This is a genomic window from Ruegeria sp. CDSC079, assembly GCF_059610505.1.
On sequence record NZ_JBXWNT010000008.1, the window covers coordinates 1 to 14840 of the forward strand.

14 protein-coding genes are annotated in these 14840 nt (G+C 58.9%); 6 read left to right on the forward strand and 8 right to left on the reverse strand.

The genetic code is table 11. The annotated features are described in order from the left end of the window. Nucleotides 1–87: 87 nt before the first annotated feature. On the reverse strand, nucleotides 88–1287 hold the full coding sequence (locus tag AC2FIC_RS15225; protein ID WP_496870189.1) for a cytochrome-c peroxidase: 1200 nt from the start codon (nucleotides 1285–1287) through the stop codon (nucleotides 88–90). 84 nt (nucleotides 1288–1371) lie between these two features. Between AC2FIC_RS15225 and AC2FIC_RS15230 the strand changes: the two genes are divergently transcribed. Beyond that, nucleotides 1372–1842 (forward strand): tetratricopeptide repeat protein, encoded by a 471-nt coding sequence (locus AC2FIC_RS15230; protein WP_496692579.1) that lies wholly within the window; start codon nucleotides 1372–1374, stop codon nucleotides 1840–1842. A gap of 31 nt (nucleotides 1843–1873) precedes the next feature. On the opposite strand, the gene AC2FIC_RS15235 is transcribed toward AC2FIC_RS15230, so the two are convergent. From AC2FIC_RS15235 to AC2FIC_RS15260, 6 genes are read right to left on the reverse strand one after another with little or no spacing between them, the layout of a single operon-like run. Continuing rightward, a complete protein-coding gene (locus tag AC2FIC_RS15235; protein WP_142637250.1) occupies nucleotides 1874–2935 on the reverse strand; it encodes a TRAP transporter substrate-binding protein in 1062 nt (353 codons plus the stop codon). Nucleotides 2936–2959: 24 nt separating this feature from the next. Next, a complete protein-coding gene (locus tag AC2FIC_RS15240) occupies nucleotides 2960–4249 on the reverse strand; it encodes a TRAP transporter large permease (protein WP_142637247.1) in 1290 nt (429 codons plus the stop codon). Next, the gene (locus AC2FIC_RS15245) at nucleotides 4250–4837 is read right to left on the reverse strand and encodes a TRAP transporter small permease (protein ID WP_496689969.1); all 588 of its coding nucleotides are present in this window, start codon (nucleotides 4835–4837) and stop codon (nucleotides 4250–4252) included. Nucleotides 4838–4890: 53 nt separating this feature from the next. Then, complete coding sequence (locus AC2FIC_RS15250) at nucleotides 4891–5406, reverse strand: flavin reductase family protein (RefSeq protein WP_185956692.1); 516 nt, start codon at nucleotides 5404–5406, stop codon at nucleotides 4891–4893. Then, nucleotides 5406–6296 carry an aldo/keto reductase gene (locus tag AC2FIC_RS15255; RefSeq protein WP_496692572.1) on the reverse strand — a complete coding sequence of 297 codons (891 nt, stop codon included), beginning with the start codon at nucleotides 6294–6296 and terminating at the stop codon, nucleotides 5406–5408. Before AC2FIC_RS15255 ends, AC2FIC_RS15250 begins: the two co-directional genes overlap by 1 nt. Next, the gene (locus AC2FIC_RS15260; RefSeq protein ID WP_496692571.1) at nucleotides 6296–7450 is read right to left on the reverse strand and encodes an LLM class flavin-dependent oxidoreductase; all 1155 of its coding nucleotides are present in this window, start codon (nucleotides 7448–7450) and stop codon (nucleotides 6296–6298) included. The genes AC2FIC_RS15255 and AC2FIC_RS15260 overlap by 1 nt, the downstream gene beginning before the upstream one ends. Nucleotides 7451–7557: 107 nt before the next feature. Between AC2FIC_RS15260 and AC2FIC_RS15265 the strand changes: the two genes are divergently transcribed. The 5 genes from AC2FIC_RS15265 (at nucleotide 7558) to AC2FIC_RS15285 (ending at nucleotide 13273) form a co-directional block, all read left to right on the forward strand. Then, complete coding sequence (locus AC2FIC_RS15265; protein WP_496692570.1) at nucleotides 7558–8268, forward strand: GntR family transcriptional regulator; 711 nt, start codon at nucleotides 7558–7560, stop codon at nucleotides 8266–8268. 12 nt (nucleotides 8269–8280) lie between these two features. Further along, nucleotides 8281–9375 carry a Gfo/Idh/MocA family protein gene (locus AC2FIC_RS15270; RefSeq protein WP_496692569.1) on the forward strand — a complete coding sequence of 365 codons (1095 nt, stop codon included), beginning with the start codon at nucleotides 8281–8283 and terminating at the stop codon, nucleotides 9373–9375. Between the two features lie 199 nt (nucleotides 9376–9574). Beyond that, nucleotides 9575–10756, forward strand: a complete 1182-nt coding sequence (locus tag AC2FIC_RS15275; protein ID WP_496692568.1) for a phosphoserine transaminase — start codon at nucleotides 9575–9577, stop codon at nucleotides 10754–10756. A 65-nt stretch (nucleotides 10757–10821) separates the two neighbouring features. Continuing rightward, nucleotides 10822–12417, forward strand: coding sequence for a phosphoglycerate dehydrogenase (gene serA / locus AC2FIC_RS15280; protein ID WP_496692567.1), 1596 nt, complete (start codon nucleotides 10822–10824; stop codon nucleotides 12415–12417). Between the two features lie 118 nt (nucleotides 12418–12535). Beyond that, the gene (locus tag AC2FIC_RS15285) at nucleotides 12536–13273 is read left to right on the forward strand and encodes a metallophosphoesterase family protein (protein ID WP_496692566.1); all 738 of its coding nucleotides are present in this window, start codon (nucleotides 12536–12538) and stop codon (nucleotides 13271–13273) included. Here the strand turns inward: AC2FIC_RS15285 and AC2FIC_RS15290 are convergent. After that, nucleotides 13260–14777 (reverse strand): malonate--CoA ligase, encoded by a 1518-nt coding sequence (locus AC2FIC_RS15290; RefSeq protein ID WP_496692565.1) that lies wholly within the window; start codon nucleotides 14775–14777, stop codon nucleotides 13260–13262. The genes AC2FIC_RS15285 and AC2FIC_RS15290 overlap by 14 nt on opposite strands. Between the last annotated feature and the right edge of the window lie 63 nt (nucleotides 14778–14840).

Sequence of the window (14840 nt, forward strand, 5' to 3'; positions counted from 1 at the left end):
TCGACAACGCATACGGCGACCGAAACCTCATCTGCACATGCCCTCCAATGGACGCTTACGAAGAAGCCGCAGAGTAAGAGGCTGATATCAGGGTTCGAACCCCTTGGGCACGCCAAATGGCGGCGTGTCCACGCTTGTGCCCGTCAGGGCGTTCAGGAAGGCCACTAACTCGCTGATCTCGACGTCTGATAGCTCCATCGGGATGATGTCGACCTGACGACGCTGTCGCGCCAGTTCGAACCGGTCGTTCCACACCGCAAAATCAACCTGTTGCAGCCACGGGACTTTGGGCAAGGCGGCCATCTCGGGAGTCCAATGCGCAAGGCTGTCCTGCGGGTTAAGATGATGGCGAATGATGCTGTCGAGGTCAGGAAAGGCTCCGTTATGGCCATAAGGCGCGGTCAGGGCGACATTGCGCAGCATGGGGGTGCGAAAGCGATACGCATCCTCTAGCTGGTCGCTTTCGCCCATGCGCCCTACGTCCCGCACATTGGGGTCCCATTGCCGGGTGCGACCGGGGCCAAAGGGCGGAAGGGCCAGCGCGTGGAACTTCTGATCCGACAATAGCGGGCCAGAGTGACAGGTGGCACAGCGCGCCTTGCCGTAGAACAGGGCCATCCCGGACTTTTGGGTTGGTGTCAGAGCATCGGTGTTCCCAGCCAGATATTGATCAAACGGGCTGTCGGTGCTGCGCCATTCGACGGCCATGAAAGCGGCCAGAGCATTGGCGATCTGGGTGATGGTGATGTCTTCAGGCGTTTCGATCTCATCAAAAGCGCGGGTCATGGCGGGGCCGTATCGCGGGTCGGTACGGACGCGTTTCGCCAGAATCGGCCAGCCCTTGTCGATCCGGTCATGCACAGCGCCAGTCACCTGGTTTTCGGCAACATTCCCGGCCATCTCAAACTGCGAGGTCAGCGGGAACAGCGCCTGCGCGGCCAGCAGAGAATTCAATCCCGCGGGCAACCATTCCTGCGCCGGAGAGTTGAAGCCGTTGCCATAGACATCCGAGATACTCAGTCGTCCGTCATGGAAAACAGTATGGATGTCCTTCGCCCCGAGGTTCCAAAGGCCGGGCGAATTTCGGGGAATACGCTTGCGGATTTTGTCGGACCCAGTGCCCGGCGTGCGATCGGGGCCTAACCCCTGACCGCCTTCGCCAATACCCAGCGACAGGCCGTCGGATGTTCCGAAATCGGGATGGTGGCAATGGGCGCAGGCGATGTTTTGATTGCCCGACAGGATTGGATCGTAAAACAGTTGATGACCGATGGCGGCCTGTTCCATATCAAAGGACAGGAAATCATCATCGGTCAGCGGGCGTGGCAGCTCTTGCGCTGCGGCTGCGCCGGCGAAAAGGAAAGCAATCCCATGCGCCAGATTATATTTGCCCTGTGTATGCTTGCGACCCCTGCGCTGGCCGAGCTGGAACAGGCGCGTGACATGATGGAGGCCGGCGCGTTCGAGGCCGCGCGCGAGGAACTGCTGCCCGCCGCCCGATCCGGCAATGCCGAGGCCGAGGAATTGATCGGCGTGATGTACGGGTTGGGTCTTGGAGTCGAGCAGGATTATGAACGGGCCTTTGAATGGTATCTGCGCGCATCGATGAAGGGGCATCCGGGCGCACAATCGGGGATCGGCTGGTATTACGAACTGGGTCTGGGCATGCCTGCGCCCGATCTTGTGCGGGCTTACATGTGGTACACGCTCAGCGCCATTGGCGGCGATCCCGACGCGGCAATCAGCCTTGAGGAAGTGGTCAAGAAAATGTCGCCGGAGCAGATTGAAAGAGCCCATGTTCTGGTCAACGACTATAAAGGGTGGATGTACCCGTTTCGGTGAGGGTCGGGCCAAACGCCCGACCCAAAATGGCTTAGTTCAGGTCCGCGTCACGCGATGCGTTGACGTCTGCCTCGGCCGCTGCAACGGCTTCGGTGAGCGCGGTGAAGACCTCATCACCACGACCGACGTTGGTTTGGAACCACTCGTAGACCGGGGTTGCCGCCTCTTTGAACGCGGCTTTCTGCTCGGGGGTCGGCACGTACAGATCACCGCCACCGGCGACAAAATCCTCATAGGCCTGGATCGACTTGCGCTTGGGTGAGGCAAAGGTGGCCTGCTGCAGCGCATAGAACCCATCGACCACGACACGGCGCATGTCTTCGGGCATCTCCTGGAACTTGGCGTTATTCATCCACCACAGAGCGCCCATATAGGCATGGCCGTCCAGGGTGACATATTGCAGGCCTGCATCGGGGAATTTCATGCCCATGATGTCGGTGATGCCGTTCTTGGAGCCTTCAACCACACCGGTTTGAAAGCTGGTGAACAGTTCCGGCCACGGGATCGGGGTGGGCGATGCACCCAAGGCTTTAACCAGCTCTTGTGGCAGGTCAGCGACCACGGTGCGGATTTTCAACCCTTCCATATCAGCTGGTTCAGCCACGCGACGCTGGGTGTTGGCAAAGTTGCGCCAGCCACCAGTGTTGCCGATGGTCATCAGACGGATCGCGCCGCCGGAATCCTCAAGCGCCATGTCGCGCATGGTGCGGGTGAAATCGCCGGATAGAACGTGCTCGGCAATCCGGTCATCCGCCATCAGGTAGGGTAGGTCGAGGACCTGGACATAGGGAAAGATGCCTGACGCCCCGCCCGAGGTCGAGATATAGATGTCGATGGTTCCATCGGCCACACCCTGCAGGCATTCCGCGCCGTTCGAACACAGCTGCGTACCGATGAACAGCTCGACCTCGATCGCGCCGTTCGAAGCGGCTTCGACATAGTTCTTGAAAACGATCAGACCGTCATAATCCTCGTCATTTTCGTTCGAGTTGGCCGTGGCGCGCAGCGTATAATCCGCTGCCGTGGCCGCGATGGCTGATGCGGCGACCAGCGACGTGGCCACCGCTGCGGTTTTGATAAAGGTTCTGAGCATGCGTTTCCTCCCTGTGGAACTCAGTTAGTTGGCAAATCCCGTTATCCTCGGGATCGTCATGGATAATGCGGGGATGTAGGTGATCAGAAAGATCACGATGATTTCGACGGCCAGAAACGGCAGGATCGCCTTGGCAATGGTTTCAACCTTTTCGCGCGACACGGCGGCGGCCACGAACAGCACCAGCCCCATGGGCGGTGTGGCCAGACCAACGGTCAGGTTGACGCTCATGATGATGGCAAAGTGGATCGGGTCGACGCCGAGGCTGGTAAAGATCGGTCCCAGGATCGGCCCAAGAATGATGATCGCAGGCCCGGCATCCAGAAACATGCCGACAACGAACAAGAGCAGGTTGATCAGAAACAGCAGGATCAGCGGGTTTTCCGACAGGCTGAGGATCAGCGAGGCCAGCTGTTCTGGCGCATGGCTGAGGCTGACCACGGTTTTGAACGCCATCGCCGCCCCCACCAGCAGCAGAACGACGGCAGAGGTCAGGCCGGCATTGCTGAGGATCTCGGGCACTTCTTTGAGCGTCAGGGTGCGCAGGATGAAAAAGCCGATCAGAAAGGCATAGCCGACGGCCACCGCTGCGGCTTCGGTCGGTGTAAAGATACCGCCCAGAATACCACCCAGAATGATCACCGGAGTCAGCAGTGGAAAGAACGCCTTGAGGCTGGCCTGACCCCGTTCACCCCATGTGTATTTGCGGCTGGCAACGGGAAAATCATACTTGTCGGCCATGAATTTGATCATCAGCATCAGGCCAACGCCAACCATTACGCCCGGCACGATCCCGGCCAGAAACAGCGCCGCAACGCTTTCGCCCATGACATAGGCATAGATGATCATGATGCCAGAAGGCGGGATGATCGGGCCTATGACGGAACTGGCCGCCGTGATTGCCGCGGCAAATTTGCGGGTATAGCCCTGCTTCTCCATCGCCGGGATCAGCATTGAACCCAGCGCTGATGTATCCGCCACGGCAGAGCCTGAAAGTCCCGCAAACAGGATCGAGCTGAGCACGTTCACATGCGCCAACCCGCCGCGAAAATGGCCCATCAAGGCTTGGCTGAATTCCACCAGACGGATGGTTATCCCGCCGCGGTTCATTAGCTCTCCGGCCAGCATGAAGAAAGGGATTGCCATCAGGGGAAAGCTGTCCATGCCGTTATAGACATTGCGGTACAGCAGGGTGATGTCATTGGATTGGCCATTCAGCCACAGCAGGATACCCGGGGCGGCCAAAAGGGCGAAAAAGACCGGCAGGCCGATCATCAGAAAGACAAGGAAGGTGGGCAGGAACCAAATCAACATCTATTCAGCCCCCACCGGTGCGTCGGCAATTTCAGGCAGCAGGTCTGCGCCCCCCAATAGCGAGACAATCGCGCGCAGGATCAGCTCAACATTTACTACGATCAGAAGGGCCACCCCCACCAGCAGCGAGGCCATCATCCAGCTGCGCGGGACGCGGTACCATTCGTCAAAGCCAAATGAGGTGGGAATATACAATGCGGCGGTTGCGAATTTGCCCCCGAACCCGGTCACTTCGGACCAGCCGATCTTAACCGCCACCAGCAGCACCGCCAGTGACACGAACAGCAGCGCGAGCATCAGTATCTGTCCCAATACGCGCGGAAGCATCAGGGGCACCATGTCGATGGCCACGAACCCGCCGCGGCGAAATGCGGTCGGGGCCATCAGACCCGTCATCCAGAGCATGCAGAACCGGGCGGCCTCATCCGGCCAGGGCAGTGCGTTGCCTAGCACATATCGGAAGAATACCTGAATCAGGATTGCGGTCACCATGAATGCAATCGCAACGACGCCAACCGCGCGGCCCAATCGCAGCACGGTTTCGTTCACGAATGCAATCGGCGCCAGCATCGTTGCCAGTCCGCCCATGCGTTTCCTCCCTATGTCAGCCGCGGGTTTGTCCCGCAGTCGTCAGAGCGCGCTTAGGACTGCGCGAATTGGCCGAGTTTTCCGGCATAGAAGGTCAGCGCGTCTCCATCGCTTATGCTGGCCTTCAGGACTTTGCCCACCACGATCACATGATCGCCTGCGTCGTGATAAGCGTGTTGTTCACATTCAAACCGTGCCAGACAATCCGGCAGCAGAGGGGTGCCATTCGAGCAATGCCCATGGGCGATGTCCCGCAACGCAAAGGCGTTTTTCGAGCAGCCGAAACACAGCTCGGCCTGTTCAGAGGACAGTACATGAACGCTGAAATGGCGCGCCTTGTGGAAATAGGGGAAGCGGCGCGAGTTGCGGTCGCCGGCCCACATGATCAGGGGCGGGTCCAGCGACAGGGACGAAAAACTGTTGGCAGTGATGCAGACCGGACCGTCCGTGCTGTTGCAGGTGACGATGGTAACTCCGGTGGCAAAGCGGCCAAACGCATCGCGCAGGGTTCGGGTGTCATCCTTGTGTGGGATGAAAGTATGGTTCATGTCCTGTGACATTGCATTCATCATGGTACCTCATGGCCCAGTGCCGCCTCATAAAGGCGGTACCAACTCTCGCGATCCAGATTGACTTTCAAGGCGTCCGAAATCTGTTTGATCCGACCCAGATTGTTGGTGCCCAGCACCGGCAGGATGCCTGCAGGATGTGCCAGAAGGAAGGCCACGGCCACTGCGGCCCGGTCCACTCCGAATTCGGCGGCGATCTCATCCGCGACCACGCCGACCGGAGGGTTCCCGGCCATCAGCAGTCCGCCGCCCAGCGGCGACCACGCCATCACCGGCTGCCCATGCTGTTGATGAAACGCCAAGTCGCCATTGGTGAAGGGGCGGATTTCGCCCAGCGAGATCTCGATCTGGTTGGTGACCAGTTGGGTCTTCATAGCTGATTGCAGAAGGGTCCAGTCCCACGGGCGGAAATTCGATACGCCAACCGCGCCCACCTTGCCGCTGGCCACGACCTCGTCCAGCGCTGCGCCGGTCTCATGGTGGTCCATGAAGGGATCAGGGCGGTGGATCAGTAGCAGGTCGACATGGTCGATTGCCATCTCGGTCAGAGAGGTTTCAACCGATTTCAGGATATGCGCGCGCGATGTGTCATAATATTTTACCTTCGCATCCGCGTATCGGCCCATCGGCGCAACGATGTCGCATTTGGTGACGATCTCCATCCGCGCGCGCAGCGCCGGGTTGGCGCGCAAGGCGTTGCCCAAAACCGCCTCGGCCGCGTAACCGCCATAGATGTCGGCCTGATCGAATGTGGTGATGCCCTGATCCAGGCAGGCTTGTATCTTGGCTTCGACATGATCCGCCGAGGTGTCACTGTCATCACCCAAGCGCCACATTCCGTATACCAGGCGGCTCATTTCCAGCGTGTCTGAAAGCTTTACACGTTGCATTAGCGGCGAACTCCGTTGCCCAGCGGGGTGGCCGGGGTGGTTTTGGGCACGCGTCCGTATTCCTCGGGCAGCGAGCAGGTTTTCAGGTTGGGCATCACGCGGGCACCGAAATGGCGGGCCTCGTCCAGATGTGGATAGCCCGAGAAGATGAAGGCGCGGATGCCCATCTTTTGATAGTCTTCAATCTTGGTCATGACTTGATCGGTGGAGCCCACAAGCGCTGCGCCGCAGCCAGACCGCGCCCGGCCCACGCCTGTCCAGAGACCAGGTTCGACATAGCCGTATTCATCCGCCAGATCGCGGTTTTTGGCCTGATGCGCCACACCCAGCGAGGTGGAATCCAGCGCCCGTTCGCGGATGGCGCGACCGTATTCGTCGTCCAGCTTGGATACGATGTAATCCGCGTATTCTTGCGCTTCGGCCTCGGTGTCGCGAACGATCATGTGAACGCGCAAGCCGTAATCCAGTGTCCGGTTGTAATTCTCGGCTACCGCATGAACCGCCTGCATCCGCCCGGCCAGTTGATCCTTGGTTTCTGGCCACATCAGGTAGACATCGCAATGCTCTCCGCACAGTTCGAGCGCAGATGGGGAATAGCCGCCGAAATACAACAGCGGTCCGCCGGTCTGATAGGGCTTGGCTGGGTCGGTGGTCAGGCCCGAGAAATTATAGACCTCGCCCGCATGGTTGATCTCATCCCGCGTCCAAGCCTGTTTCAGGATTTCGACGACTTCGCGCGAGCGTTGATAACGGAACGCGCTGTCTGCCTTTTCACCAGGGAAATCGGACGAGATGATGTTGACTGTCAAGCGCCCCTGCAACATGTGATCCAGCGTCGCGATGGTGCGGGCCAGCATGATGGGCTGCATTTCACCGCAACGCACCGCGGCCAGCAGGTTGATCTTGTCGGTGATCGGTGCGCATCCAGCAACAAAGCTAAGTGTGTCCTGACCGACCTGATAGGATGACGGGCACAGGATGTTGCGAAACCCCTGTGCCTCGGCCTCTTTCACGATGGCGGAACAGTGGTCCCAGCTGGACCGCAGATCGCCATCGGGCATCCCCAGAAACTGATAGTCATCCGAACACAGAGCCGAAAACCACGAGACCTCGGCCGCGTTCAGATCGGGGGAGGTGATTGGGACGATCGTCATCTGAGTCGGTCTCCGCAATGGATTTGCTTTTTCTCTTGCGTAGCAATCACATTGATGTAGATCAATAGTGTATCAATTTTTCCTGTGACCAATCGAAGCGCCCCGACGTGCCCCCCTCAAGCCGAAACCCCAATGCCCTGCCGATATATGTTCAGATTGCAGAACTGCTGATCCGCGATATTGCGGCCGGCCGTCTGATTGACGGTGAGCGCCTGCCGCCGGAACGGGACATGGCGGCGGACCTGAATGTCTCGGTCGGAACCCTGCGAAAATCGCTGTCCGAGCTTGAGAAAAAAGGGATGTTGGAACGCATTCAGGGCTCGGGCAATTACATCCGTGAGACCGGAACGCAAAACAGCGTCTATGCGATGTTTCGGCTTGAGCTGCCCGAAGGGGGCGGTTTGCCAAGCGCGGATATCCTGTCGGTCGATCATCTGGAAAAGCCTGCCAATCTGCCCGGTTTCGGAGCCGCGGCCACGGGGTCGCGCGTGCGCCGGATGCGCTATTTGAATGACACAATCATCGCGGTCGAAGAGATATGGCTCGACGAATCAGTGGGTTTGATCGACGGCGACCTGCTGTCTGACTCGCTGTATCGCTATTATCAGCAGCAGTTGGGGTTCTGGATCACGCGGGCCGAAGACAGGGTTTCAATCGCGGTGCTGCCCGATTGGACACCGACGGGCTTCACCAAGCCCGCTGGGCAGACCGTCGGGTATATCGAGCGGTTTAGCTGGTCAGAACAGGCCGAACCCGTCGAATTCTCTAAAACTTGGTTCGATCCGGATCGGGCCACCTATGTTCAACGCTTGAAGTAAAAGGAAACGCGCATGACCCGGACCATCAATTACGGGCTGATCGGATGCGGCATGATGGGGCAGGAGCACCTGCACAATATCGCTCTGCTGGATGGCACGCGGGTGGCGGCGATCTATGAGCCCGACCCGCAGATGGCCCGCGCCGCGCACGAGATTGCACCGGAGGCTGTGATGGTGGGATCAGTGGCTGACCTTCTGGCGATCGAGGATCTGGATTGCCTGGTTATCGCCAGCCCGAACCACCTGCATGTAGATCAAATCTGCGACATCGCGGCGATGCGCCCACTGCCCCTGTTGGTGGAAAAGCCGCTTTTTACCGATCCGCAGGATGCGGCGCGGCTGGAAACGGTGCAGCGTGACTATCCCCATCCAATCTGGGTGGCGATGGAATATCGCTATATGCCTCCGATTGCCGCTTTGATCAAAGGGCTCCAATCCACCGGCGGGGTGCAGATGCTGACGATCCGGGAACATCGATTTCCCTTTCTGGAAAAGGTCGGCAACTGGAACCGGTTCAACCGCAATACCGGCGGCACATTTGTCGAGAAATGCTGCCATTTCTTCGACCTGATGCGGCTGATCCTTGGGTCCGATCCGGTGCGGATCACCGCCAGCGGTGGGCAGGCGGTAAACCATCTGGACGAAAGCTATGATGGGGAAATGCCGGATATTCTGGATCACGGTTATGTTCTGGTTGATTTCGCCAACGGCACGCGGGCGATGCTGGAACTGTGCATGTTCGCCGAAGGATCGCGGTACCAAGAGGAAATCTCGGCCACAGGACCGCAGGCCAAGATCGAGGCGCTGGTGCCGGGGCCGGGGCGCTTTTGGCCCGATCATCTGGGTGACCCGCCGGTGCCGCAGGTCATTGTCAGCCCGCGTAATCCAAAAGGGCCGGTGTCACAAGACATCCCCGTTGACCCGCGCTTGCTGGCCGCCGGGGATCACAATGGCTCGACCTATTACCAGCATCAGGGGTTCCTTGCGCTTGTTCGAGGCGAGCGCGCCGCGCCGGATGTGACGCTGCAGGATGGTCTGTGGGCCGTTCGTATGGGGTTGGCGGCACAACAGGCGCTGGCAACGGGTGAAGCCGTTCGGTTGACCTGATAGGCAACAAGGACGATGCGCTGAGCCGGTGACGAAATTGCGCCTATCGGAAACGCGCTCCCCCAACTTGCGCATAAAAACCTGTCGTTTTTGATTTCTAATGAGTCTTTTTCGCTTGTTGATGCTGCGTCTGCACCCTAGCTCTGTCCGTGGGACACCCCTCCCCAACGAGGGGCGTGTATCTGGAAGGGTAATACACATGACTATCGAACAACCGGCATCGAATGACGCCGTGCGCAAACCTGAAACGCGGCCGGCAAATCCGCGCTTTTCCTCGGGGCCCTGCGCCAAACCCCCCACATTTGACCTGACCAAACTGGCTGACGCAGCGCTTGGCCGTTCGCATCGCGCTGCTGTTGGCAAGGACAAGCTGAAAGCGGCCATCGAAGGTACGCGTGAAGTGCTGGGCATTCCAGCAGATTACAAGATCGGCATCGTTCCCGCGTCTGACACCGGCGCGGTTGAGATGGCGCTGTGGTCGCTGTTGGGTGAACGCAAGGTCGAGATGCTGGCCTGGGAAAGCTTTGGCTCGGGATGGATCACGGATGTGGTCAAGCAGCTAAAAATCGACGCCGAAGTGAAAACAGCCGATTATGGGCAGATCATCGATCTGGCCTCGGTCGACTTCTTCCATGACGTGGTCTTTACATGGAACGGCACGACTTCGGGCGTGCGGGTGCCAAACGGTGACTGGATTGCGGATGACCGTCAGGGTTTGACGATCTGCGATGCGACTTCGGCGGCCTTCGCGATGGACCTGCCGTGGGACAAGTTGGATGTGACCACGTTTAGCTGGCAGAAAGTTCTGGGCGGAGAGGCGGCGCATGGGATGCTGATCCTTTCCCCGCGCGCTGTGGAGCGGCTTGAAAGCTATACCCCCGCATGGCCATTGCCCAAGATTTTCCGCCTGACCAAGGGCGGTAAGCTGATCGATGGTATCTTTACTGGCGCCACGATCAACACCCCGTCGATGCTGGCGGTTGAGGACTATCTGTTGGCATTGGGCTGGGCGCGCTCGGTTGGTGGTCTGCAGGGATTGATTGGCCGGGCCGATGCGAATGCCGGTGCGGTGCATGCGTTCTGCGAGCAGAATGACTGGATCGCCAACCTGGCTGACGACCCGGCGACGCAGTCGAATACGTCTGTCTGTCTGAAATTCACCGATGCGCGCATTCGGGACGGCGCAGCCTTCGCCAAGGCCGTTGCAAAGCGGTTGGAGGCCGAGAATATCGCGTTGGATATCGGGGCTTATCGCGACGCACCTGCGGGTCTGCGTATCTGGTGCGGCGGCACGGTCGAAACTTCGGATATCGAAGCGATGTTGCCCTGGCTAGCCTGGGCCTTCGAGGCTGAGCTCGCAGCACAAACTGAAGCCGCCTGATCTTTCCCAATCTTCACCGGGCCGCCTCAGGCCCGGACATCTCACTACATTCAAGGACCACAGACATGGCTCCCAAAGTACTCGTTTCTGACAAACTCAGTGAAACCGCTGTTCAGATTTTCCGCGACCGCGGCATCGACGTGGATTTCATGCCCGATCTGGGCAAGGACAAAGATAAACTGGCCGAAGTGATTGGCCAGTATGACGGTCTTGCCATCCGCTCGGCCACCAAGGTCACGCCGACCTTGTTGGGACATGCGGACAAGCTGAAAGTCATAGGTCGCGCCGGCATCGGCACCGACAATGTCGACAAGGATGCCGCCAGCAAGAAGGGCGTCATCGTGATGAACACGCCCTTTGGCAACATGATCACCACAGCCGAGCACGCGATTGCGATGATGTTCGCCGTGGCGCGGCAGATCCCCGAGGCCAGTACTTCGACCCATGCGGGCAAATGGGAAAAGTCCAAGTTCATGGGGATCGAGCTGACCAACAAGACCTTGGGCGTCATTGGTGCGGGCAATATCGGCGGGATCGTCTGCGAACGCGCCCTGGGCCTGAAAATGAAGGTTGTCGCCTATGATCCCTATCTGGGCGAAGAGAAAGCCGCCAAGATGGGTGTTGAAAAAGTTGAACTGGATGAGCTGCTGTCGCGTGCCGATTTTATCACCTTGCATGTGCCGCTGACCGATCAGACTCGCAACATCCTGAGCCGCGAGAATCTGGCCAAGACCAAACCGGGCGTGCGTATCGTCAACTGCGCCCGTGGCGGTTTGGTCGATGAAGAGGCGCTGGCCGAGGCTCTGCAATCCGGTCACGTTGCCGGTGCCGCCTTTGACGTGTTCAGCGAAGAACCGGCCAAGGACAACGCGCTGTTCAACCTGCCCAATGTCGTCTGCACCCCGCATCTGGGTGCCGCCACGACCGAGGCGCAGGAAAACGTGGCGCTGCAGGTGGCCGAGCAGATCTCGAACTATCTGCTGACCGGCGCGGTGGAAAACGCGCTGAACATGCCCAGCGTGACGGCGGAAGAGGCCAAGGTCATGGGGCCCTGGATCAAACTGGCCGGGCATCTGGGCGGTTTCATCGGTCAGATGACGGATGAGCCGATCAAGGCGATCAACATCCTCTATGATGGTGTTGCGTCGGAAATGAACCTTGCCGCTCTGAACTGTTCGGCCGTCGCCGGGATCATGAAAAAGTTCAATCCCGAGGTGAACATGGTTTCGGCTCCGGTTGTGGCCAAGGAACGTGGAATTCAGATTTCGACCACCAATCAGGACAAGTCTGGTGCCTTCGAGGGCTATATCAAGGTGACCGTCGTGACCGAGAAACGCGAGCGTTCCATCGGTGGCACCGTGTTCAGCGATGGCAAGCCGCGCTTCATTCAGATCAAAGGCATCAATATCGACGCCGAGGTGGGCGCGCACATGCTCTATACCACGAACGAAGATGTGCCGGGTATCATCGGTGCGTTAGGTCAGGCCATGGGTGAGCACAGCGTCAATATCGCGAACTTTACCCTCGGACGCGCCGAGGCAGGGGGGGAGGCGATCGCCTTGCTTTATGTCGATGAACCCGTACCAGCCGAGGCGCGGGCAAAGCTGGCCGAAACCGGCCTGTTCACGCAAATCAAACCGCTGGAGTTCGACGTTGCCTGAGGCGGTGTTGAATATCTGAGACACTTCATACCCGCGTCTTCCAAGGCGTGGGTATTTTCTTTTCCCGGCCGCCAAGACGCGTCACAAGCAGGGTGTTCCTGTTGATTTAGGGTTTTCCATGTCCTCGCCAATTTATGCAATCGGTGACATCCACGGCCAGCTCGGCATGCTGCAGGTTGCGCTGTCGCGGATCGAGGCCGATGGCGGGCCAGATGCAAAGATTGTGTTTCTGGGTGACTATGTCGACCGAGGCCCGAACAGCCGCGCCGTGCTGGACCTGCTGATCGAAGGCCAAAAGGCGGGGCGCAACTGGGTAATGGTCAAGGGCAACCACGACCGTATGATGGCTCGCTTCGTGCAAGAGCGCGAAATTGCAGATAAGCAACTGCCCGTCACGCTGAACTGGCTGAACCCACGGCTGGGTGGTCGGGAAACGCTGGCCTCCTACGGGGTTGAAGTCACGGACAATGACCGCATCTATCAGGTCCATGAACGGGCCTGTGCCGCCGTACCGCCAGTACATCTGGATTTCATCAACGCTTTGCCAGTTTACCATCAAGAGGATGAGCTGCTGTTCGTCCACGCTGGCATCAGGCCCGGTCTTCCACTGTCGCAGCAATCCGAAGATGACCTGGTTTGGATACGGCAGGAATTTTTGGTTGAATCTGGCCCGCACCCCTGGCTGATCGTGCATGGTCACACCCCTGTGGATGCGGCGGAACATTGCGGCAATCGGATCAATTTGGATGCGGGCGCGGGCTATGGTCATCCGTTGGCCACTGCCGTGTTCGAGGGCCGTGATTGCTGGTTGCTGACCGCACAGGGGCGCGCGCCGCTGAGACCTAGTCTTCGGTAAACAGGTCTTTGTAAGCTTCGCGTAGCGCGTTTTTTTGCACTTTGCCCATCGTATTGCGCGGCAATTCGTTCAGAACTATCAGCTTGCGGGGATGTTTGAATCGCGCCAGTTGGGTCTGTGCGCTTGCCATGATGGCCTCGAGGTCGGGCGACTTGTTTGGTTCGGCTACCAACAGGCCTAACACGGTTTCGCCGAAATCCGGATGGGGCACGCCGATAACTGCGCTTTCCAGAACACCGAGCTGGTCGTCCAGCACCAGTTCGACCTCTTTGGGATAGATGTTGTACCCGCCCGAGATGATCAGGTCCTTGCCGCGTCCGACGATATGGACATAGCCGTCCGCGTCCACACGTCCAAGGTCGCCGGTGATAAAGAACCCGTCCTCGCGCAACTCTGCTGCGGTCTTCTCGGGCATTTCCCAATAGCCCTGAAAGACGTTGGGGCCACGCACCTCGATCATGCCGATTTCGCCCTGTGGCAAGGTTTCACCCGTCTCAGAGTCGGTCACTTTGAGCTCAACGCCCGGCAAGGGGAACCCCACGGATCCGGCGCGGCGTTCACCGTCATAGGGGTTCGAGGTGTTCATGTTGGTCTCGGTCATACCGTAGCGTTCAAGAATGCGGTGCCCGGTGCGGGCCTCAAACTGCTGATGCGTTTCGGCCAGCATTGGCGCCGAACCCGAGATGAACAGCCGCATATGACATGCCAGATCGCCGGTGAACCGGTCGTCATCCAACAGACGGGTGTAGAAGGTCGGAACCCCCATCATCGCGGTTGCATCAGGCAAATGCCGCAGTACCTCATCCAGATCGAATTTCGGCAGAAAGATCATCGACCCGCCCGAAGCCAGTACCACGTTGGTTGCCACGAACAGCCCATGAGTGTGAAAGATTGGCAGAGCATGCAGCAACACGTCATCGTCGGTAAACCGCCATTCCCGTACCAATGTTTCGGCATTCGACAGCAGATTGGCCTGTGACAACATCGCGCCCTTGGATCGGCCGGTCGTGCCGGACGTGTACAGGAAGGCGGCCAGATCATCCTCGGTGCGGTTGACCGGCTCGAAAGCAGGCAGCATACCCAGCGCACGCCGCATCAGGCTGCCGGATCCATCAGCGTTTAGCGTTTCAAGCCGTGCCTTATGGGCGGCGGCGGCGGGTGCCAAACCAGCCCTATTTACATCATCGCAGACCACCAGCGCAGCGCCGCTGTTTTCGATGAAATAGCTCAGTTCGCTGACCGTATAGGCAGTGTTGAGTGGCAGAAAAACCAGACCGGTCTGCACACAAGCAGCAAACAGCGCAAGCGCTTCGGGCGACTTTTCCACCTGAACCGCAACTCGTTGTCCGGGTTCGAGCTCAAAGCCGATTAGGGTATTGGCCAACCGAGATGCCATGTCCAGGAAATCAGAATGGGTCAGCACCTGACCGTTGGGCAGATGCAGGAAAGGCGTCTCTTTGCCCGCGTGAATGCCAAACAAGCGATCGTAAAGCAGGTTGCCCATTTACCGAGTTCCTTTCTGTCCAGTCCTGGCGAATCTGTCTTGGAATGGCGTGCTGGTAAAGCC